This window comes from Mesorhizobium sp. B2-3-14 (assembly GCF_006442175.1).
Classification (GTDB): Bacteria; Pseudomonadota; Alphaproteobacteria; order Rhizobiales; family Rhizobiaceae; genus Mesorhizobium; species Mesorhizobium australicum.
In genome coordinates this window covers 186,617-207,828 of the sequence record NZ_VFVP01000009.1, presented here as the reverse complement: position 1 = coordinate 207,828, position 21,212 = coordinate 186,617, and the positions used below count along the sequence as shown (strand labels likewise).

The 21,212-nt window shown below is 58.2% G+C and carries 17 protein-coding genes; 11 read left to right on the top strand and 6 right to left on the bottom strand.

The features are described 5' to 3' along the window. Positions 1-15: 15 nt before the first annotated feature. Genes FJ950_RS22440 through FJ950_RS22430 form a run of 3 tightly spaced genes read left to right on the top strand, consistent with a single transcriptional unit; the run spans position 16 to position 4,337 of the window. Positions 16-2,070: a methyltransferase domain-containing protein gene (locus FJ950_RS22440; RefSeq protein WP_140618660.1), complete on the top strand. Its 2,055-nt coding sequence runs from the start codon at positions 16-18 to the stop codon at positions 2,068-2,070. Positions 2,071-2,080: 10 nt separating this feature from the next. Further along, positions 2,081-2,887 (top strand): ABC transporter permease, encoded by an 807-nt coding sequence (locus FJ950_RS22435; RefSeq protein ID WP_210241252.1) that lies wholly within the window; start codon positions 2,081-2,083, stop codon positions 2,885-2,887. Then, positions 2,877-4,337, top strand: coding sequence for an ABC transporter ATP-binding protein (locus tag FJ950_RS22430; protein WP_140618658.1), 1,461 nt, complete (start codon positions 2,877-2,879; stop codon positions 4,335-4,337). The genes FJ950_RS22435 and FJ950_RS22430 overlap by 11 nt, the downstream gene beginning before the upstream one ends. Here the strand turns inward: FJ950_RS22430 and FJ950_RS22425 are convergent. Next, complete coding sequence (locus FJ950_RS22425) at positions 4,317-4,994, bottom strand: glycosyltransferase (protein WP_140618657.1); 678 nt, start codon at positions 4,992-4,994, stop codon at positions 4,317-4,319. The two genes, FJ950_RS22430 and FJ950_RS22425, sit on opposite strands and share 21 nt — an antisense overlap. Before the next feature lie 33 nt (positions 4,995-5,027). Here FJ950_RS22425 and FJ950_RS22420 point away from each other — a divergent pair, with 33 nt between their 5' ends. The 4 genes from FJ950_RS22420 (at position 5,028) to FJ950_RS22400 (ending at position 10,576) form a co-directional block, all read left to right on the top strand. Continuing rightward, complete coding sequence (locus FJ950_RS22420) at positions 5,028-6,695, top strand: polysaccharide pyruvyl transferase family protein (protein WP_181171386.1); 1,668 nt, start codon at positions 5,028-5,030, stop codon at positions 6,693-6,695. A 187-nt stretch (positions 6,696-6,882) separates the two neighbouring features. Next, positions 6,883-8,871 (top strand): nucleoside-diphosphate sugar epimerase/dehydratase, encoded by a 1,989-nt coding sequence (locus tag FJ950_RS22415; protein WP_181171384.1) that lies wholly within the window; start codon positions 6,883-6,885, stop codon positions 8,869-8,871. 118 nt (positions 8,872-8,989) lie between these two features. Beyond that, a complete protein-coding gene (locus tag FJ950_RS22405) occupies positions 8,990-9,922 on the top strand; it encodes a glycosyltransferase family 2 protein (protein ID WP_140618651.1) in 933 nt (310 codons plus the stop codon). 114 nt (positions 9,923-10,036) lie between these two features. Further along, positions 10,037-10,576: a sugar transferase gene (locus FJ950_RS22400; RefSeq protein ID WP_015318705.1), complete on the top strand. Its 540-nt coding sequence runs from the start codon at positions 10,037-10,039 to the stop codon at positions 10,574-10,576. A 41-nt stretch (positions 10,577-10,617) separates the two neighbouring features. On the opposite strand, the gene FJ950_RS22395 is transcribed toward FJ950_RS22400, so the two are convergent. Continuing rightward, positions 10,618-11,565 (bottom strand): NAD-dependent epimerase/dehydratase family protein, encoded by a 948-nt coding sequence (locus tag FJ950_RS22395; protein ID WP_140618649.1) that lies wholly within the window; start codon positions 11,563-11,565, stop codon positions 10,618-10,620. Between the two features lie 17 nt (positions 11,566-11,582). Then, positions 11,583-12,950: an O-antigen ligase gene (locus FJ950_RS22390; RefSeq protein ID WP_140618647.1), complete on the bottom strand. Its 1,368-nt coding sequence runs from the start codon at positions 12,948-12,950 to the stop codon at positions 11,583-11,585. 469 nt (positions 12,951-13,419) lie between these two features. Between FJ950_RS22390 and cysD the strand changes: the two genes are divergently transcribed. From cysD to FJ950_RS22370, 4 genes are read left to right on the top strand one after another with little or no spacing between them, the layout of a single operon-like run. Continuing rightward, the gene (cysD, locus tag FJ950_RS22385) at positions 13,420-14,325 is read left to right on the top strand and encodes a sulfate adenylyltransferase subunit CysD (RefSeq protein WP_015318702.1); all 906 of its coding nucleotides are present in this window, start codon (positions 13,420-13,422) and stop codon (positions 14,323-14,325) included. A gap of 2 nt (positions 14,326-14,327) precedes the next feature. Further along, positions 14,328-16,265 (top strand): sulfate adenylyltransferase subunit CysN, encoded by a 1,938-nt coding sequence (gene cysN, locus FJ950_RS22380; protein WP_181171382.1) that lies wholly within the window; start codon positions 14,328-14,330, stop codon positions 16,263-16,265. 10 nt (positions 16,266-16,275) lie between these two features. Next, entirely contained in the window at positions 16,276-17,079 is an 804-nt protein-coding gene (gene cysQ, locus FJ950_RS22375) for a 3'(2'),5'-bisphosphate nucleotidase CysQ (RefSeq protein ID WP_181171401.1), read from the top strand. A 54-nt stretch (positions 17,080-17,133) separates the two neighbouring features. After that, a complete protein-coding gene (locus FJ950_RS22370) occupies positions 17,134-18,396 on the top strand; it encodes an O-antigen ligase family protein (protein WP_140618641.1) in 1,263 nt (420 codons plus the stop codon). Positions 18,397-18,470: 74 nt separating this feature from the next. Here FJ950_RS22370 and FJ950_RS22365 read toward each other — a convergent pair whose 3' ends face one another. The 3 genes from FJ950_RS22365 to FJ950_RS22355 form a co-directional block, all read right to left on the bottom strand. Then, entirely contained in the window at positions 18,471-19,613 is a 1,143-nt protein-coding gene (locus FJ950_RS22365) for a DegT/DnrJ/EryC1/StrS aminotransferase family protein (protein ID WP_140618639.1), read from the bottom strand. 231 nt (positions 19,614-19,844) lie between these two features. Continuing rightward, positions 19,845-20,768, bottom strand: a complete 924-nt coding sequence (locus FJ950_RS22360) for a carbohydrate kinase (RefSeq protein ID WP_140618637.1) — start codon at positions 20,766-20,768, stop codon at positions 19,845-19,847. Next, positions 20,765-21,211, bottom strand: a complete 447-nt coding sequence (locus tag FJ950_RS22355) for an RbsD/FucU domain-containing protein (RefSeq protein ID WP_015318696.1) — start codon at positions 21,209-21,211, stop codon at positions 20,765-20,767. Before FJ950_RS22355 ends, FJ950_RS22360 begins: the two co-directional genes overlap by 4 nt. Position 21,212 lies beyond the last annotated feature (1 nt).

The following is a 21,212-nucleotide window of genomic DNA, read 5'->3' as shown; positions in this document are numbered from 1 at the left end:
TTTTGGGAATGTAGGATGTTGTCAAAAAAGCTCAAGGTTCATGTGCTGTTTGAAAGTGGAGATGGTCGGACACCTTTTGGGACCAGCTATATCCGGCTGCTAAGGCCGCTTGGACACCCTTCAAACGCTCAGAGGATCGAACTGTCGTCCGGCGTGGAGTTGCCCGGTGAAGCAATCGACGTTGTCATTGTGGACCGCTTATGGCGTCAAGATTTGGGCGGTGAGGGTCAAGCGGATGTGCAAAACGCTCTATTCTCTGAGCTCGAATATAGAGGAATCTCTCTTGTTTACGCTCTAGATGACAATCTTCTTGATCTAAATGATGAGCCGGGGCGTGCATCTTGGCCAGGGGCGCTGCAACGGACGATATGCCGGCGCTTTATTCAAAGAGCAGTCGGCGTTATCACTTCGACTCCTAACCTGGCAAAGCGTATCGCTAAGCTGAACGGCAACGTTGCTATTCTGCCTAACCAAATAGACGATACGTTATTCAGACGCCCTAGACGGAATGCACTCCCGTCCAAACCAGAGAAGCTTCGCTTTGGATACATGGGCACTTTTACCCATCTGGAAGATCTCTTAGGCGTCATACAGCCAGTTCGTAGATTGATATCGTCAATCTCTGACATTGAATTCGAAGTCGTGGGTGTTGCCGATCCTTCAGATGTTCTTTCTGTGTTCGGGAATCTCCCTGTTCGTCTGTCAAGCGTTCCACACGAAAGTGTCGAGTATCCGAAATTTGTAGAATGGATGCAAAATAAGATAGACTGGGACTTTGCAATCGCCCCTTTAAGCAGAAGTCGATTTAACGACTCCAAATCTGACATAAAATTTCTAGACTACAGTGCACTTGGTATTCCTGCCATATATAGTGATGTGCCAGCATACAGAGATACGGTGCGCCATGAAGGCAACGGTCTTCTGATCGGTACAAATTACGACGACTGGACACGTGCCCTGGAGCAGATGGCCCAGGATGCTGAGATGCGCAGTCGCATTGCGCTCGATTGCTCGAATGAAGTGTGGCATTCGCGGGTACTGGCGGCGCACGCAGGAAAATGGGTCGACTCAATAGAACGTTTCTTATCGGAGAACCGATCGTCGCCGGGAAATCTCAGCTTCAGCGCTTATAATTTGGTCTCGTCTCAAACAGGGAGAGTTTCTTCCGACCTTAAAGCGGGTCAGGATGTTGAGGCCGCTGTGAATTTGAGAAGTGCAAAGAAGGAAAGAGCGAGCCAACAATTGGATAGGCGGCAGAAATTGCTGTGGCACATCGACCCCAGCGGTATAGGCCTGGAAATAGGTCCAGGGTACAATCCACTGCTTCCAAAAGCGCAGGGATATCGTGTCGAGACCCTGGACCATGCGCCTGCCGATGAGCTGCGCCGAAAATACAAAGGCATGGGTGTCGACACAAAACTAATTGAGGAGGTCGATTTCGTTTGGCAAGGTGAGCCACTCGATGGCCTGACAGGCCGACGAGATTATTACGATTTTGTTCTCGCATCACATGTCATTGAGCATACGACGGACTTGGTCAGTTTTGTGCAGCAATGCGAGTCTATGTTGAAGCCGGGTGGAGTGCTTTCGTTGGCTATACCCGATTGCCGGTATTGTTTCGATATTTTCCGAGGTGTAACGACGACAGGAGATGTCCTTCAAGCCTTTCTCGAGAAGCGCAAGCGCCATACTCCAGGAACCATCTTCGACCACGTATCCCTCGCTGCGTTTCTAGACGGCAAGCCGTCATGGCATCATGGGGCCAATGGAAACTTGGAATTCTTGCATACTTTCCAGCAAGCTGAAGAACTATATGAAAGGGTTCAGAGGGAGCCGCAATATTTTGATGTCCATAATTGGCGGTTCACACCGTCGTCATTTTCTTTAATTATGAACGACCTTCGGTCACTTAATTTGATTTACTGCTCCGAGCAGATTTCATTCGACACCGAGGGGTATGAATTCATCGTTAATTTAGCCAAGGGCGGCCCCCGAGGACTTGCTGATCGGTTGGTTCTGGCTCGATGCGCTCGTGCCGAGATCTCCGAATCTCACGTTCCCGCAAAGTAGAGTTGCCGTAGTGGCGGTCGCGCACAACATGCCAAATGCAGATATCGTTTTTTCCCTCGTCCGCCGAGAAGTTACCGGGCGCTACCGCGGCTCCGCCCTGGGGCTGTTATGGTCCCTGCTCAATCCCCTGTTCATGCTCGCTGTCTATACATTCGTGTTTGGTGTGGTGATGAAGTCGCGCTGGACTATCCCCGGTCAGCAAAGCGGCACAGATTCAACGGGGGAGTATGCGGTCGTTCTATTCTGCGGATTGATCGTTTTCCAATTTTTCGCGGAGGTGGTTTCGCTGGCGCCCGGTCTGATCGTTGCCAATGCCAACTACGTCAAAAAGATCGTGTTTCCGATTCAGATCCTACCCTTGGTTTCTGCCGGCGCGGCGTTGTTCCATGCGGCAGTCAGTTTGCTCGTGCTATTGGTCTTCGCCTTCATCGTTTTTGGCCAGGTTCCGCTTACGGTGGTTCTGGCACCATTGGTTTTCGCGCCTCTGATCATCATGGTGCTCGGCATAGCCTGGATATTGGCATCAATCGGCGTGTATTTTCGTGACATGAGCCAGATCGTAGCACCTCTGGTGACGGCGACCATGTTCCTTTCGCCGGTTTTCTTCCAGAGAACCTCGCTGCCCGTATGGCTCCAGCCATGGCTTTCACTAAACCCGCTCGCTATTCCCGTCGAAAGTTTCCGCGACGTAGTTCTTTTTGGTGTGCAACCGAATTGGCTGGCGCTTTGCTACTATTCGCTCGTGGCGATTGCGATCGCATTTCTCGGCTATCAATTTTTCCAAAAGACACGGCGGGGATTTGCCGATGTCCTCTGATAAGCCCGGTGCTTCCGACATCGCTATTCGCGTGCACGACATATCCAAACATTATGTCATGTTCGAACGGCCTGAAGATCGCTTCAAGCAGATGGTGGTGCCGCGGCTGGAGCGGCTGATCGGCCGTCCACCGCGTCGCTATTTTCGCGACTTCGCAGCTCTGTCGCGAGTGTCTTTCGAAGTTGGTCGTGGCGAAACTGTCGGTATCATCGGCCGCAATGGCTCCGGCAAGTCGACGCTGCTGCAAATCATCTGCGGTACGCTGCAGCCAACCAGCGGCTCGGTCGAAGTCAACGGCCGCATCGCCGCGCTCCTGGAGCTTGGTGCCGGGTTCAACCCCGAGTTCACAGGCCGCGAAAACGTCTTCCTCAATGCCTCGATCCTTGGTGTGCCCCGCAAGGAAATGGAGTGGCGTTTCGATGAGATAGCCCGTTTCGCGGATATCGGCCCGTTTATGGACCAGCCGGTGAAGACTTATTCGTCAGGCATGTACGTGCGGTTGGCTTTCGCCACCGCTATCAATGTCGATCCCGATATTCTGATAGTGGACGAAGCGCTATCGGTGGGGGATGAAGCCTTTCAGCGCAAATGTTTCGCCCGCATTGAGGATATCAAGGACAAAGGCGGCACCATCCTTTTTGTCAGTCATGGTGCGCAAACCATTGTGCAGCTATGCACGCGGGCAATCCTTCTTGATGGCGGCGAAAAGATTCTTGAGGGTAAGCCGAAGGCTGTGACCGGCCAGTATCAGCGGCTGGTAAATGCGAGTGCTGATGGCGCCGCGGAGATCCGATCGAATATCCTCTCCATTAAGGGGTCATCTCCAGATGAGCCTTCGGTGGCGAAGGCCCAGGTACGCCAGCAAGCAGTTAGTAATCCAAGTGACAGCTCCCTCTGGGCGGAACATTTGGAAGAATTCCCCGGGGCATTCACGGACATCGGCGATTATCTCGATGACGGCATGCAGTCTCAATCGATTGAGTCTCACGAAGTTCGTGGGGCACGCATTCATAGCATGCGCGTATTGACGCTCAGCGGTAAACCTGTGAACGTCCTCCGTCTTGGGCGTCGTTATGTCTTTGAATACCAAGTCGATTTCATAGCCAGCGCCCGGGATGTTGGGTTTGGAATTTGGATTCGAACCACTGAGGGTTACGGGCTCGGTGGGGCTCAAACCATTCGCTCTCCGGATCAAAGAACGAAGTCTGTGTCCTCTGGGCAATCGATCTCTGTTCGTTGGGAGTTTTCTTGCTCGATGCTTCCAGGTGTCTATTTCCTCAGCAGCGGCGTTAGCGGAACACGAGATTCCGAGCGCATCGTGATGCATAGGATTGTGGATGCGGTGATGGTAAGGGTGGCGCCTGAAATCGGATCGCTTGCGGTAGGGCGTGTCGACTTCGGCGCACAGCCCTACCTATCAACGGTTACCTCAAGGGTTGAGGATCGGTGAGCTTGTGGATGGCAGCCTGGTCGATGCGTTCGAGTCATGAATTGTGAACCAGCAGTAGCCTGGTTCCACTTTAACCGAATTGGCGAAGAATTTTGGCAATTTCAAATGAGACTGCTCGTAGGAGAATATATAACCGGCCCCCTCATTTTGCACGATTGCGAAGAATGGGGACCCGGCTTCTGGGCCATAATCGGCTTTCAGGTCGTATTGCGTCAGGTTTTCGAGATTAAATATCATAGGCTGGAAACAGATATGGAGGGAGCTTGATCGGTTCTTTGATATCTCATGATGTATTCTGTCCAGGTAGTCTTGTCTAATGAGGTCGTCGCTGTCAAGTCCAACCTGTATTCGATAGGGAGGAAGGCCAACAACATCTCGCCAGTAAGTAAAATCAATATGGTATTCGGCCGCTCGCTCAACATCCTCTGTACGAATGAAGCCGTCAACTTCGGGGCGTACGCCGAAAACTCTGATTTTATCAGAAAGGGCGAGAAACATGTCTTGGTGCCAGGGGTTGCACCAGATGGCGATCTCGAATTCTTTGACGGTCTGTGAGAGTATACGTGGAAGCACTACAGAGCGAAAATACGCAAACCGCCAGTCAAACCGTTGATCACTTGGACCGTAATGAAACCGAATTACAAAAGCCGTATCCATCGTTTCCTGCTTAAGACCGTGAGAAGAGGATCAGTGGGCGTCAAGCCGACGCCATCCGATGTCCCAATTCGAGAGTGGCATTTTTCAAGGATTGGAAACATCGGTGACGTGGTGAGCCCGGACGTGATTGAGCATGTCTCGCGTCAACGTACAATATTTTCCACTGACTCCAATCAGGCGAGGCTTTTTTCAATCGGCAGTATCGCAGGTAGCGCCAACTCTAGGACGATCTTGTGGGGGACCGGCCTCATGGACCCGGATCAGCAAGTGTCGCAAATCCTTGCCTCAAATGTGTATGCATTACGAGGCAAGCTGACCCATCAGAAGTTTAAATCGGCGGGCGTCGATGTCCCTGACATCCCACTCGGTGATCCGGGTTTTCTCGTACCCGATTTCCTTCCCCGGCTAGACTCTGAGCAAAGGTTCCGTATGGGGCTTATTCCCCACTACGTGGATCGCCAACATCCTCTTTTTCAGCGCCTTCTTCGCGAAGAGGGGGTGGTTGACGTTAATGTCCACGGCTCACCCGCCGAGTTTTTTCGCACCCTGCAGTCATGCGACGCCATAGTAAGCTCAAGCCTACACGGGTTAATATTCGCCGAGGCATTTGGCATCCCCAATCTTTGGATCAAGCTTTCGGATCGCGTCGTCAGGAGCGGATTCAAATTTCGGGATTGGTTCTCGCTGGCCAATCAGCCTCAGAATCAACCGTATGAACCAGCAATCGACATAGACGTTAATGAATTGGTGGCTCGTGCCACTTTGCATGACATGCAGATCGATCGGGCGGCTATGATTTCGAATTTTCCTAACAGCCGAATAGGCGAGCTTTCGCATGACCTTGGCCAGCGCTCTTATCAGACTTTGTCATCATGCAGGAAAAACCCTTTGCCGATTTTCGTAATCTCTTACAATCGCGGCAAATTCTTGAGAACTGCGATTAACTCATATAGGAAAATGAAAAGAAGTGTCGAAGTAATCATACATGACAACGGATCCGATGACCCTGAAACACTTCACATTCTGGATGATTTAAAATCCGAGGGGTGCATAATATATAAGAGAGAAAGAATTTTTAACCAAGATGACCTCAATGACGTTGATGAAACGATTAAAGACTATTTTTCATCATGGGCCCAGCCAACCAGATATGTTGTAACAGACTGCGACATCGATCTTTCTGTCGCGAATGCCGAAGCGCTCGACGTCTATGACGAGCTCCTTGATCGCTATACCTCAGTGCAATGCGTTGGGCCGATGATTCGCATCCGCGATATTCCACACGATTACCCACTGTTTCAAGATGTGATGAATCGCCACATTGAGCAGTTTTGGCATCGCAAGCCTGAATGGGTGGAGACTTCGCATGGCCGAATTGCCAGTATTGAAGCCCCAATTGATACCACTTTTGCGCTGCACAGAGCTGGCGAGCCGTTTAACAGAATGAAGACGGCAAGGCGTGTCTACTATCCTTTTGAAGCCGCGCACCTCGACTGGTATTTAAAGGCAGCCGATTATTCGTCCTCCGCATATTTCAAAACCTCTTCTGGTGCTATCTCTCACTGGAACAACCTAGCCGCGGACAAGCTTGCGACAAACGGGCCAACGGAGTTCGGCCATTTCATCTATGTCGACACCGATGCAAATGGAGTTTTGGTTGAACGCACGCAGTTCTTAGATCAGGGAGCACCTACTCCTTGATCAGGTCTAGCGCTCCGACCGCGCAGCCCCCAAAAAAACATCTGGCTATGCCTCGCGGCTCGCAGTATGCGATACAGCACGGCGGGGGCCGGAGATGCTGCTTGGAAGTGTGATGGTCGCGAATGATTCTCGTGCTCACACACTTTGCTGGCAGTCACTCCGACAGCCTGGAGTTTAGTACTGCCTAATGAATACTTCCCTGGAAGCTGTGTTCGGGCTCAGGCCACAGATTCGGCGCGCCTTCATCATGGTCCAGGACGTGGTCATGGTCCTGGTCGCCGTGGCGCTCAGCCTTGTCCTGTCGCGGTCGGATCTTTCCTTTGGGGCGCTCTCCACGGAGGGCCTTGTCACCTGGGCCGGCATAGTGCTCATCAGCCATCTTCTGTTCAGATATTGCGGCCTCTACACCACGGTCTGGCGCTTCGCCTCGACGCCTGATTTCTTCAACATCCTGAAGAGCTGCGCGATACTGACATTCGTGCTCTACGCCGTTTCGCTAGTCGTGCGTTCCTTTCAGCCTGTCGCGGGGCTCAACGAGCGCCAGTTCATCGTCTTCCTGCTCGTCTCCTTCACCATCATCTCGGCGCCCCGGCTGTTCTACCGCTTCCTGCGTGACGGCGCGAGCTGGGGTGTCCTCAGCGGCAAGGCCGACACGGCGCGCACCAAGCAGGCCCTGTTCGTCGGGCGGCTCGGCGAGGCTGACCTGATCATTCGTTTCACGCGCACGGCGCAACCCCCCGACCATACAATAGCGGGCATCATGGCCACCGAGCATGGCGCACCGCTCGGCACGCGCATTCAAGGGGTCCCGGTGGTGGCTACCCGGCCGCGCCTGATCGATGTCCTGGAAGACTATGCGAGCGGCACCAAAAGCCTCGATCTGCTGATCTTCGGCAGCGGCGCCGAGCATGAGATCGAGGAATATTCGGAGCTGGTCCGCGTCGCGCGTCACGGCGACATAGCGGTCGTGCAGTTCGCGGGCCTTTCGCAGGTCGGCCAGGAGGGAAAGCTCGTTCTCGACGCCGTCGAGATGGAAACGATCCTGCGCCGCCCGACTGTGCCATCCGACATCGAGCGCATCGGCGCCTTCGTCGGCGGCAAGCGCGTCCTCGTCACGGGAGGCGCCGGCTCCATCGGGCGAACGCTGGTCAAGCGGTCGCTGGAGCTTGGAGCCGAGGCCGTGCTGGTCGCCGACAATTCCGAATTCGGCATCTTTCAGTTGAGCCAGTATGTCGACGAGAAGTACCATGAGCGCCTCAAGGTCCGCATCGTCGATGTCGCGGACCGGCGCCAGATGACGCGCGTCGTCACGGAGTTCAAACCCGACATCATCTTCCATGCCGCGGCCTTGAAGCATGTTCCGCTGCTGGAGGAGAATTGGGAATCCGCCATCCAGACCAATGTCTTCGGCACGCTTGTCTGCGCCGAGGTCGCCGCCAAATGCGGCGTGGCGCAATTCGTCATGGTCTCGAGCGACAAGGCCGTCGATCCGACATCCGTGCTCGGCATGACCAAGCGGACCGCCGAACAGATCGTCAGCGCGCTGCACGGGACACCGGCCGGCGAACCGGGCGGCCGCCGCGCGGCCACCAAGTTCATCGCGGTGCGCTTCGGCAACGTCTTCGGCAGCAATGGCTCGGTGGCGACCATATTCCAGGCGCAGATCGAGGCCGGCGGGCCGGTCACCATAACCGACCGGCGCATGACGCGCTATTTCATGACCGTCGCCGAAGCCGTCGATCTCGTCATCATGTCGGCGGCCGATGCCGCCTCGCGGCCGGCCGGCCAGGACTACGCCGTCTACATGCTCGACATGGGCAAGCCCGTGCCGATCGTCGAAGTGGCCGAGACGATGATCCGCATGGCGGGAAAAAGCCCCTATACGGATATTCCAATCCGCTTCACGGGCATCCGCCCGGGCGAAAAGCTCCACGAGACGCTGCACGGCGAGGATGAGGAACTGGTCGAACTCAGCATTGCCAAGATCTTCGGCCTGAGCACCGATGTCGCACTATGGTCGGATGTCCAGGCAGCACTTGCGGCGCTACAGCAATCCATGAAGGCCCAGGACAAGGCAGCCTCGCTCACCATCCTGACCGACCTCGACCGCGCGACGAAGACAAGGGCGAACGCGCGGCAGGGCGCGGTCCCGAAAACGGCCGGGCAGGCGAGCTAAAGCAATTCCAGGAAAAGTGCGCAGCGGTTTTCCGTCCGGAATTGCGTGAAGGCAAAGATGAGCAATTCCAGGAAAAGTGCGCAGCGGTTTTCCTCGCGCGGCAAGGCGTTTGACATCAGTGGATAAGACAGATCTGCGCATTGCGGTCCTGATGGGCACGAAGGATGGCGCCGCCTTTATCGACGAGCAGGTGCAGTCGCTGCTCGCGCAGTCCCATCTTCTGATCGACCTTTGGATATCCGACGACGGCTCCGTCGATGGCACGGTTGCCGTCATCGAAGCCTGGAAGCCCCGCTGGACAAAAGGTCGGATAAATCTGGTGGAGGGGCCGCGGCAAGGCTTTGCCGCCAATTTCCGGTCGATGATCCTGGACCCGAGCATCGACGCGGATTGTTACGCCTTCTGCGATCAGGACGATGTCTGGGAGCCCGACAGGCTTGAAAGCGCCCTCGGCTGGATGCAGGCATTTGATGCGGACATTCCGCTGATGTTCTGCTCGCGAACCGCGACCATGACCGAAACCGGACGCCTGGTCGGCCATTCGCCGCTGTTTAGCCGTCCGCCGTCGTTCCGCAATGCGCTGGTGCAGAGTATCGCCGGCGGCAACACCATGCTGCTCAACCGCGCGGCGCGCGATCTGTTGGCCAAGGCCTCCGCGCGCACCGGTTTCGTCAGCCACGATTGGTGGGCCTACCTGATCGTCACCGGTGCCGGCGGGGTCGTCCGCTACGATCCGCGGCCATTGGTACGCTACCGCCAGCATGCGGCAAATCTGGTCGGCGCCAATGCATCATGGCAGGCGCGGATCTCGCGGCTGGGTCGCCTGTTCAAGGGCCAGTTCGCGGACTGGACCGATCTCAATCTTGCCGGCCTTGCCGTCAATCGCGATCTCCTTACGAAGGATGCGGTGGCGTGCCTCGACCTGTTCGCGAACGGTCGGCGAGGTTCCCTTTTCCAACGCCTGGGCGCCCTGCGCAAAAGCGGCGTCTATCGACAGACTTTTGCCGGCACCCTTGGGCTCTATCTCGCCTTTGTCCTGGGTCGTATCTGAAATCGCGGACCCGGCGCGCTTGGTTGGGAAGGCGACCTCGTGCTACGCCGACCGGATTGACGGGCATCGCTCGCGGTCATCGCGTAGAGCCTGGCAGGGAGCCCTATCGGCCACATGAAGACAGCCAAGAAAATCTTCGATCTCGCCGGTGCGGCTGTGCTGCTGGTGGCAACCTCTCCCATTCTATTGCTGGCCATTGTTGCCGTCCGAGTATCCTCCCCCGGTCCGGTGATTTTTTCACAAACGCGGATTGGCCGCGAAGGTGTGCTTTTTCGCTGCCACAAGTTGCGGACGATGTACCAGGGAACGCCATCCTTGCCCTCGCATGAAACCCCGGTGAGCGCCGTGACATCGGTTGGAAGGGGCTTGCGGAAATTCAAGCTCGACGAGTTGCCGCAGCTGTGGAATGTCCTGCGCGGCGAAATGAGCCTGGTCGGGCCGCGTCCTTGCCTGCCGACCCAGACGGAACTGATCGAATGCCGCAGGCGGCTGGGCGTTTTGCAGGCTTTGCCCGGGATGACAGGCTTGGCCCAGATCAGGGGCATCGACATGTCGAACCCGCAACTTCTGGCCGAAACCGATGCCACCTATCTCAGGAGCGCGTCGTTCTGGCTCGACCTTCGGATCCTGTTTGGAACACTTTATCGCGGCTGAGCAGCCCCGCTCCAGAAGCGGAACCGGTCTTTGAGCCGGGATCAAACAGGACGTCGAGGGCTTCGGAGCCGCGCTATCTCGGTCAGCCGCTCCAGCGTGCTGGTTTCCGGCGCCCAGCCTTCCGAGACAAGCAGCGACGGGTCGCATATTTGCGTCGCCGTCAGGCTGTCCCAGAACATCCGCTTGCCAAGCAGTGTGGCGGCTGTCCGCATTGGTCCAGCCGGCACGGTCATCAGGCGCGTCGGTCTCCGCAAGCCGCGGCGAAAGGCACCGATGACGGCAGCGACGGACACCGGCGGCTCGTCGCTGGCGAGATAGATCGGACGAAGTGGCTCGGAATGGCAAAGCAGATGCCACACCGCCCGTGCCGCGGATTGCGATGACAGCAGCGAACGGTTCGCCGTCAATGCGCCTGTCGGCATCGGCAGACCCGTATCGGCGAGCCGCATCAGCATCGCCAGGTTTCCTTTCATGCCGATCCCGTAGACTGGCGGCAGCCGCAATATGGCCGCGTCGGCACGGCCATGCGAGGCATAGGCGCCCAACACCGCAATTTCTGCTTCGCGTTTCGAGCGCCCGTAGGCGTCTTGTGGATCGGGGATCGTGTTTTCGTCGATCGTTGCGCTGGCACGCGCGCCGATCACGGCCCGGACCGAGGAAAGATGAATGAACCGTACGCTTGCCTGCGTGGCGGCGGCATGCGCCAGACGTGCGCTCAATTGCGCATTGGCTGCCCGAAAATCGGCTTCGGTGGCATTGCCCTGATCATTGTTCAGACCCGCGCAATGGACGACATCCGTAACATCCCTGGTCAGCGCCAGGAAAGCCTCGGCAGGTGCATCGTACCCAGGCATCTGCATCGTGTCGGGCCCGGCATCAAGTCTATCCGGCTGGCGGGAGGCAAGGCGAAGTTCGACGCCGGCCTCACGAAGCCGATGGACCACCTGGCGGCCGATGAAACCCGTCGCGCCCGTAACCAGGACTTTCATTGTCTTGCCCGGACCGGCTATCGGGCGGCTGGCGGAGGTGCCAGGTCTGATGGAACGGCTTCTGTCACCAGTGGAACGGTTTGGCTTTTCGGTGGTGACGTCGCCTGGGCTCCCACCACTGGTGGAAGGGCTTGCCTTTCCACCAACGCGGCCTGGCGGCCACAGGCAAGATATGTTCCCGACACCAGGAAGACCATAAAGACCGAGTCAAGAATGTCATGGCCGATCAGGATGCCCGTCATGCCGGCAGTCAGGTAGGTGATCACGACGGCGACGATCATGGTGGCGCCGAACCGTTCGATCGGATCGGTGCTGTCACGGAGGACCAGGGCTGCATTTCTGACGGCAGCCACAAAGATCGCCGCCAGCGTCACCGCACCCAAGATTCCCGCTTGTACCAAGGTGGTCAGGAAGCCGTTGTGGAAATGACTGAAACCTGCATCCATCCCGAACTGATCCTGAAAGCCCTGCTTGATCAAGAGCCGGGTGGCACCCACCCCATGTCCAAACAATGGCATCTCATGAAATGCCTTCAGGCCGATATCCCAAAGCGCGACGCGTAGTCCCAAAGCAGTCGTGTGGTCACCATGGGCCGCCAGCGCATCCCAGTCGGAGTGCAGAAATGCGACGCGCCCCGCTATCGTCTGGAACCCGAAAAACGCGATAGCGACCGCAATCGCGGCCAGCAGCAAAAGCACGCGAACGGCATCTCTCCCTCTTAGCTTCTGCTGGTTGATCAACAGAACGGCGACACCGACAATCAGCAGTGCCAGCCAGACGATGCGCGTACCGGAGTAGATGATGGCGATCGTTCCGCCGAGTGCGGCGCAGGCGAGGGCGATCCTGTATTTCTCTATACCGGATAGGGCAGCGGCCACGCAGATCACCACCGCAAGGCAGAGGACCTCAGCAAAAACGATCGCATTCCCCGCCCCACCCTCGGCGCGCATACCAAGTCGATATTGCTGACAAACCGCCAGCAGCAGCGCTCCGAAACAAGCCGCCATGCTGGCCAACACAATGATGCGGACGAGCGTTGTTTTTTGCGTAGTGCTCCAGGTCGAATAGGAAATGGGAAAAAACAGAAAGGTGATCAGCGGGACAAGATGCCGTGCGTCCTTGACGATCGCGTGGTTGACGATGGACGCCAGGACATTGCTTGCGCAATAGGCGTAGATCGCGATCGTTAGCGCCATCATCGCCCGGTCGACATTGAAGTGCCTTCTCTTCAAGACGATTAACAGGACGGACCATAGTCCGCCGCCATTGAACACGAAGCTGACCGCCGATCCCAGGACCGGGGGAGAAAAGAAGCAGAGAATGGAGAAGTAGACATTGATCCGCGAAGGCGTGATTTGCTGTCTTATGAATGAAGGCCGGTTCAATTTTCGGACCCGCTATTCTCGAGAAAATTTATGCGGCACATCGTGTTCGGTGAAACCCAACATGCTCACCTCGAAATTGCCCATTGATAATGCATCTTGCCCTTTCTAAGCGTATAGCGGCTGGGCCGCTGTTTCGATAGTACGCCGTGATCGATTGCCGCCGAAACCCCCGGTCGGCACCGGTTGACCCTGCAGCATCCCCGGCCTTCTCACAGGCAATATTTTTCCAGCCTTTTCACGGCTGGAAGCTCTCCAAGCAGAAATTTCCGGGTTTTGTCGCAACCGTGGAAAATTCATTCCCGAACGAATGGCTGTCGGGCTCGTCTTGCATTGTTCTGGGCCGCGACGATCTGCTAGAACGCCCGCACGAAACACTTGTCCAGAAGCGAAGCTTTGAACCGGGCGCAAAAGGCTCGATGATTTGACGCAGGATCTTCTGTTGCAAGGCATGAGAGAACGCTCACGGTCCATGATACCAGCGCTTACGCATCTGCAGCGGCTTGAAGCCGAGTCCATTCACATATTCCGCGAGGTCGCGGCAGCCTTCACCAAGCCGGTCATGCTCTATTCCGTCGGCAAGGATTCGTCGGTGCTGATGCATCTGGCGATGAAGGCGTTCTATCCGGCCAAGCCGCCATTCCCGTTTCTTCACGTCGACACCACCTGGAAATTTCGCGAGATGATCGCATTTCGCGATCAGATGGCGAAGAAGCTGGGTTTCGATCTTCTGGTTCATGTCAACGAAGATGGCGTGCGCGACAACATCAATCCGTTCGATCACGGCTCGAACACCCACACTCATGTGATGAAAACCGTGGCGCTGCGCCAGGCGCTCGACAAATACGGCTTCGACGCTGCCTTTGGCGGCGCCCGTCGCGACGAGGAAAAGTCGCGCGCCAAGGAGCGCATCTTCTCTTTCCGCAACGCCCAGCATGTGTGGGATCCGAAGAACCAGCGGCCCGAAATGTGGAAGATATTCAACACACGTATCGCGCAGGGTGAATCGATCCGCGTCTTCCCGCTGTCGAACTGGACCGAGCTCGACATCTGGCAGTACATTCTGCAGGAAAACATCCCGATCGTGCCGCTCTATTTCGCCAAGCGGCGGCCGGTTGTCGAACGTGATGGCATGCTGATCCTCAAGGATGATGATCGCATGAAGCTACTGCCCGGCGAGGTCGTGGAGGACAGGTTGGTGCGATTCCGTACGCTTGGCTGCTATCCGCTGACCGGCGCCATCGAATCCGACGCCGACACACTTGAAGCCATCGTTGGCGAGATGCTGACGGCACGCACCTCCGAACGGCAGGGTCGGTTGATCGACCGCGATGAAGCCGGTTCGATGGAAAAGAAGAAGCGCGAGGGGTATTTCTGACCATGCGCCACATCATGGCAAAGAGCCTCGCTCCAACGGACGGCGTCCGCGATTATCTGGCCGCGCAGGAGAAGAAGTCGCTGCTGCGCTTCCTGACCTGCGGTTCGGTGGATGATGGCAAGTCGACGTTGATCGGACGCCTGCTCTCCGACACCAAGCAGATTTTCGAGGACCAGCTCGCCGCGCTCGAACGCGATTCGCGCAAGCACGGCACGACGGGCGACGACGTCGACTTCGCGCTGTTGGTCGACGGCCTCGAGGCGGAGCGCGAGCAAGGCATTACCATCGACGTCGCCTACCGCTTCTTTGCCACGCCGAAGCGCAAGTTCATCGTCGCCGACACGCCCGGCCACGAGCAATATACCCGCAACATGGCGACAGGCGCTTCGACCGCCGACCTGGCGATCGTGCTGATCGATGCCCGGCAGGGGGTGCTGCGCCAGACGCGGCGCCATTCGATCATCGCCTCGCTGCTCGGCATCCGCCACATCGTGCTGGCGGTCAACAAGATCGACCTCGTCGGGTTTGACCAGGCGGTCTTCAACAGGATCGTCGAGGACTACCGGCAGTTCTCACGCGATCTCGGCTTCCAGAGCATCGCGCCGATCCCGATGTCGGCCCGCTACGGCGACAATGTCAGCGGCCGCTCCGAAAACACGCATTGGTATTCCGGCCCGACATTGATCGAGCATCTCGAAACCGCCTCCGTCGAGGAAGCCACGGCCGAGCTGCCGTTCCGCTTTCCGGTCCAGTACGTCAATCGCCCCAATCTCGATTTTCGCGGTTTTGCCGGCACCATCGCGTCCGGTATTATTGCGCAAGGCGACGAGGTCGTGGTCGCCAAATCGGGCAAGTCCTCGCATGTCAAACGCATCGTCGCCTATGGCGGCGATCTCAAACAGGCGGTGGCCGGCCAGGCCATAACGCTCGTTCTCGACGACGAGGTCGAGGTTTCCAGGGGCAACATGCTGGTTTCGCCGTCCGCACGGCCGCAGGTCGCCGACCAGTTCGCCGCCAACATCGTCTGGTTCGACGAGCACGCCCTGCTGCCGGGCCGTTCCTATATCCTGCGCACCGAGACCGACCAGACCAGCGCCACCGTCACCGACTTGAAGTACCGCATCAACGTCAACGACTTTGCGCATGAGGCGGCCAAGTCGCTTGAAATGAACGAGGTCGGTATCTGCAACATTTCGACCCGGGCGCCGATTGCCTTCGATCCGTTTGGCGAGAACCGGACCACTGGCGCCTTTATCCTGATCGATCGCATCAGCAACGCCACGGTTGGCGCAGGCATGATCGTGCACTCGCTGCGCCGCGCCGAAAACATCCATTGGCAATCGCTTGATGTCGGCAAGCGCGTGCGTGCCGACATGAAGAACCAGCGGCCCGCCGTGTTCTGGTTCACGGGGCTTTCGGGCTCCGGCAAGTCGACCATCGCCAACCTGTTCGAGAAGAAGCTTTTCGCCACTGGGCGTCATACCTACATTCTCGATGGCGACAATGTCCGCCACGGTCTCAACCGCGACCTTGGATTCACCGATGCCGATCGCGTCGAGAACATTCGCCGCGTCGCCGAAGTTGCCAAGCTGATGGCCGACGCCGGGCTGATCGTCATTGTCTCCTTCATTTCCCCGTTCAGCGCCGAGCGGCGGATGGCCAGGGAATTGATGGCCGATGGCGAGTTCATCGAGGTGTTTGTCGATACGCCTTTCGAGGAATGCGCCAGGCGTGATCCGAAGGGCCTCTATGCCCGCGCGCTGAATGGCGAGATCAAGAATTTCACCGGTGTCGATTCGCCTTACGAAGCACCGGAGAAACCGGAGATCCATCTGAAGACGCTCGGCAGATCGGCTGAAGAGATGGTAGATGCCTTGGAACACTGGCTGAACGAGCGTGACATTGCCGAAGACCAATATGACAATGGCGGCGGCATCTGACGACACGTCGATGCTTGAAACCTTCGAGCGGCTGGCGCTAGCCGCCGGGCGCGAGGTGATGCGCGTATTCCACGCCGGCTGCGCGGTCGACCGCAAGTCGGACGCCTCGCCGGTCACCGAGGCGGACCGCGAGAGCGAGAAGATCATTCTTGCAGGCCTGCGCGCCGCATTCCCCGATATTCCCTGCGTGGCCGAGGAGGAAGCGGCGGCCGGCGTCATGCCGGGCGAACTTGGCGAGGCCTTCTTCCTCATTGATCCGCTTGATGGCACCAAGGAATTCGTCAACCGGCGCACCGACTTCACCGTCAACATCGCGCTTGTCCGCCATGGCGTGCCGGAAGTCGGCGTTGTCTTCGCACCCTGCAGCGGCCGGTTTTTTTCCGGCCGGCCGGGCAGGGCGGAAGCCCTCGAAGTCGATAAGGACTACCGGATCGTTTCCCGCCGGCCGATTTCGGTGAGAACGGCCGCGACGCCGCTGGCCGTGGTTGCCAGCCGCTCGCACAACACGCCGGAAACCGAAGCCTATATTCGCGACCTTGGTGCCGCCGAGATCGTCTCGGTCGGTTCGTCACTGAAATTCTGCCTCCTCGCCAATGCCGAGGCGGATGTTTATCCGCGGTTCGGTCGCACCATGGAATGGGACACCGCTGCGGGTGACGCGGTGCTGCGTGCCGCCGGCGGCACGACGCGGACGCTGGACGGCAAGCCCTTGACCTATGGCAAGCGCAACCAGGCCGATGACGCGGACTTCGCTAATCCGCATTTCATCGCCAGCGGCGAGGCTGCAATCCAGGGACGTATCGGACGTAGGTGAAAAGCCCTCGTCGATGGCCTATCCTTTGTCGACGTCCCCTGAGTCGGTAAGTGAATGTCCTTGTTTCAGAAATGCCATGCCGTCATTTTGGGCGGCTTTCCCGCATGGACCAGCAATCGTGATGAAATAGTCTTCAGGATGTTGCTGGGCCTCTACGCCCTCTCTCCCGCCCTTTTCGCCTTCGTCGAAATGTCCCCAACGGTCTTAACGCTTGTCGGGGCACTCATGGGCGCTCTCGCCCTTTTGACGAAGCGTGCGCGTTTTGGCAGAGGCACGACAGGCCTTGCAATTGCTCTCGCTCTCTTGTCAGGCTTTGTCCTTGCGAGCGCCCTGTGGTCGGTCGATGCGAGCCGCTCACTCGTGGCGGCGAGGGACGTGTTTGGCTACTCGATCGCCGCTATCCTGCTGTTTCAGGGCATCCTCGCGCTTGCGAGCGTTCAACGCGAGCGGCTCGCGCGGGTGTCATTGGCCGGCATGTTGATCGGCGTCGTATCGGTGATGGGCTGGGAACTGTATTTTGCGTTTCTGACCGAAGATCCACGCTTTGTGGAGAACGTTTTCACCCTCCATAAGATCACGGTGTACGGAGCTTTTTTTGCCGCCATATTTCTTGCCCAGCCGAGGCTGGTCTGGAAAGGGCTTGCGGCTCTCTTTGCCGTTCTGACATTGGTCTACGGCCGATCGACCGGCGTCAATCTGGCGATTGTCCTCGTGGCGGTGATGTTTGTCATGCCCGCGAAATACCGCCAGCACGTTTTGGTTGGATTTTTCGCCATCTATTTGTCTCTTGCCCTGATTGCCCCCTTCGTCGTCGCGCCGCTGTTCGCCTACCTCAAAACAACGGGATGGCTGGCTTTCTATCCAGGAACCTTCGCAGCGCGGCTTGATCTATGGCAGATGATTTCGCCCCGCATCGCGGACCAGCCGATCCTCGGCCATGGCGCCAATACGATGAGAAACGCGGCCGGGGTTGTCGTGAGTCCGACATATTATGCGCAGGCGGATCTCCCAAGCGCACATAATATCGTATTCGATTTGTGGTACGAACTGGGAGCGCTGGGCATCATCGTGTATGGGGTGCTCCTGGCGGCGATCATAAGAATGATCGGCGGTTTGAGCGGCCCCTGCCATTTCATAGCCAGCTGCTACCTGATCATAGCTGTCGTCGAACTCTCGGTCGACCATCGGATCTGGTTGTCATGGGTGCTGGGCACTTTGGTCTTCGCGGCGGGGATCTGCATAGTGCAGTGCCGTTCCATGACCCGATCGGGAATGGAAGACGGGACCACAAGACACGCGGCGGCCTTCTCAAAATAACGGGCGAAGCGCACGGCGTGCGCCGTCGTCGCCCTATGCCAAGGAGGTGTCGGTCGGGTATCCGTGCCCGACGCCTATTCGGCCGCGGCCTGCGCCGAGTTCGAGCCGATATAATTGCGGATCGTTTCGATGATCCGGTCCTGGTCTGCCTCGCTAAGATAGGGGTGCATCGGCAGGCACAGGATACGTTTCGGCAGGTTCTCCGAAACGGCAAGACCGGTCGGCGTGCGCGGGTAGTCGCGATAGGCGATCTGCTCATGCAGCGGCTTGACGTAGTAGATGACGGACGGAATGCCCTTTTCGCTCAAATGCGCCTTAAGCCCGTCGCGTTTCGGCGTTTCGATCGCGTATTGCGCCCAGGCCGAGCGGCTGCCATCCAGGTTGCGGGCTGCGGTGACGATGTCACCGAGGCCTTCAGCGTAGCGTTGGGCCACCGCCTGCCGCGCCACCATTTCTTCCTCGAGGATGGCGAGCTTCTCAAGCAGGATCGCCGCCTGCAGCGTGTCGAGCCGTGAATTGATGCCAACGCGGATGTTGTCGTACTGCGTCTCGCCCTTGCCGTGGAAGGCGAAGGATCTGAGCGCGTCGGCCATTGCGTCATCATTGGTGAACATCGCGCCGCCGTCGCCATAGCAGCCAAGCGGCTTGGCCGGATAGAAGCTGGTCGAGCCGACATGGCCGAACGCGCCGCACATCCTGCCTTCGAGCGAACCGCCAATGGACTGGGCGGCGTCCTCGATCACCAATAAGCCTTCGCGATTGGCAATAGTCATGAGCGCCTCATAGTCGGCGGCAAGACCGAACAGGTCGACAGGGATGATCGCCTTCGGCTTCAGTCGACCTTCCTTCTTGATGGCCGCGATCGCCGCCTCGAGGCTGGCGATGTCGATGTTGTAGGTTGTCGGATCGACATCGACGAAAACCGGCTCGGCCTTTGCCAGCGCCACCACTTCCGCCGTGGCGGCGAAGGTGAAGCTCGGCACGAACACCGCGTCACCCGGGCCGATGCCGGCGGCGAACAGCGGCAAAAGCAGTGCGTCGGTGCCGTTGGCGCAGGCAATCACATGCTTGACGCCGACATAGGCGGCGAGCTTCTTCTCGAATTCGGCGACCTGCGGGCCAAGGATGTAGCGGCCATCCTCGACCACGTGGTCGATCGCGGCTTTCAGCCGATCGCGGATTCGTTCGCGCTGCGCGCCAAGATCGATGAATTGCATGTCGGCCTCAATACACCTGCCAATAACCGGCCCGCTGGTACCAGACTTGGCGCGGCTGAAAAAGCCAGCTGCGGATCGGGGACTTGGTGCAAGTGTCGCAGCCCGTTACCACGTTTTGCCGGCATATTGTCCCACAAAGCCGGGAATCCGGGCTTGGCGGTGCAATTCAGCCCATTCTTATCGAGGTTTTCCGGCGCCTGGAAACATAAAGTGATCGCGCTGGAGAGCCGATTAGCCGATCTCGTGCCGCCAGGGGGGATTGGCGCCGGCTCGTGACACTGTCACTGCCGCCGCCTTGGCGCCGAGCGCCAATGCTTTGCGGATGGCGTCTTCGGACAGGCTGGAAATCGCCGCCTTCGTCAACAGGCCTTGCTCATGCAGGGAGGCAAGGATGCCGGCGTTGAACGTGTCTCCGGCGCCGACGGTGTCCACCACCTTCACTGTCTCCGGCATGACGGTGACACGATGCTGTTTGCTGTAGCCAACGGCACCCTCGCTGCCATGCGTGACGACGATCAGCTTCGGGCCGCGGTCGAGCCAATTGCGCACGACATCCTCGTGCGAGCCGGCTTCGCCGAACCAGTGGAGGTCTTCGTCCGACAGTTTGACGATGTCGGCCATCGCCATCATCTCCCGGATGCGCCTGAGGTGCTTGGCCTTGTCGGGAATAAAGTTCGGCCGGATGTTGGGATCGAGCATCATCACGCGGGTCTCATGCTCGCGCTGCATGAATTCCTCATAGGCCGACCCAGCCGGCTCCGAGATCAGGCTGATGGCGCCGAACAGCATCGCCTCGATCTCGCTGCCGAGTTGCGGCAGGTCTTCGATGGTCAGCATGCGCCCGGCCGTGTTCTCGTCATAGAAGGTGTAGGTCGCCTGGCCATTGTTCAGCCGCACGAAGGCTAGGGTCGTCGGTCGGGGCGAGGTGTGCGCGTAGGTGGAACTGACCTTGCTCGCCCCCAACGCGTCCCTGAACTGACCGCCGAACAGGTCCGACGACAGGCCCGAGAAAAAGCCGGCCGGCGCGCCCAAGCGGCCGAGCGCGATCGCTGTGTTGAAGACAGCGCCGCCGACATAGGGGGCAAAAGCCGGCTCATTCTCCGTAGTGGTGCGCGGCAGCATGTCGATCAGGGCTTCGCCGCAGCAGAGGATCATGGCTTCTCGGTCTCCGGCGGATAGATCACGCCCTTGCGGATGATGATATTGGCGTAAAGCCGCGGCTCGCTTGTCGCGACGATGGCATGCGCCGATTTGACCCGTGCATAGAAGTCGGCGCCGGCCAGTGCAACCACCTTGCGGCCAGGCGCGCGTTTGGCGCAGATCGCCTCCATTTCACGATGGACGGGGTCGGCAAGCGACGGATCGCCTTTCACCGAGGCGCGAAACAGCGCCTCCGGCACGACATCGTCGACCGGAAGCAGCGTCAGTATCGCGTCGAGTACGGGCATGAGGGCGTGGCCATCGGTCCTGATGAGGCGCCTTGCCTGCTCCTGTGCCGGATAGTTCCCGTCGACCACGGCAATCTCGTCACCATGGCCCATGGCGCGCAACGTCGCCAGAAGCTCCGGACCAAGCAGCGCCGGAATCCCGATCAGCATT

Excerpts from the sequence above, each read along its gene's own strand:
- cysN (WP_181171382.1), top strand. The coding sequence starts at position 14,328 with ATGCGCCACATCATGGCAAAGAGCCTCGCTCCAACGGACGGCGTCCGC.
- FJ950_RS22365 (WP_140618639.1), bottom strand. The coding sequence starts at position 19,613 with ATGCAATTCATCGATCTTGGCGCGCAGCGCGAACGAATCCGCGATCGG.
- FJ950_RS22440 (WP_140618660.1), top strand. The coding sequence starts at position 16 with ATGTTGTCAAAAAAGCTCAAGGTTCATGTGCTGTTTGAAAGTGGAGAT.
- cysD (WP_015318702.1), top strand. The coding sequence starts at position 13,420 with ATGATACCAGCGCTTACGCATCTGCAGCGGCTTGAAGCCGAGTCCATT.
- FJ950_RS22370 (WP_140618641.1), top strand. The coding sequence starts at position 17,134 with ATGTCCTTGTTTCAGAAATGCCATGCCGTCATTTTGGGCGGCTTTCCC.
- FJ950_RS22355 (WP_015318696.1), bottom strand. The coding sequence starts at position 21,211 with ATGCTGATCGGGATTCCGGCGCTGCTTGGTCCGGAGCTTCTGGCGACG.
- cysQ (WP_181171401.1), top strand. The coding sequence starts at position 16,276 with ATGCTTGAAACCTTCGAGCGGCTGGCGCTAGCCGCCGGGCGCGAGGTG.
- FJ950_RS22400 (WP_015318705.1), top strand. The coding sequence starts at position 10,037 with ATGAAGACAGCCAAGAAAATCTTCGATCTCGCCGGTGCGGCTGTGCTG.
- FJ950_RS22430 (WP_140618658.1), top strand. The coding sequence starts at position 2,877 with ATGTCCTCTGATAAGCCCGGTGCTTCCGACATCGCTATTCGCGTGCAC.
- FJ950_RS22415 (WP_181171384.1), top strand. The coding sequence starts at position 6,883 with ATGAATACTTCCCTGGAAGCTGTGTTCGGGCTCAGGCCACAGATTCGG.
- FJ950_RS22395 (WP_140618649.1), bottom strand. The coding sequence starts at position 11,565 with ATGAAAGTCCTGGTTACGGGCGCGACGGGTTTCATCGGCCGCCAGGTG.
- FJ950_RS22425 (WP_140618657.1), bottom strand. The coding sequence starts at position 4,994 with ATGGATACGGCTTTTGTAATTCGGTTTCATTACGGTCCAAGTGATCAA.
- FJ950_RS22360 (WP_140618637.1), bottom strand. The coding sequence starts at position 20,768 with ATGATCCTCTGCTGCGGCGAAGCCCTGATCGACATGCTGCCGCGCACC.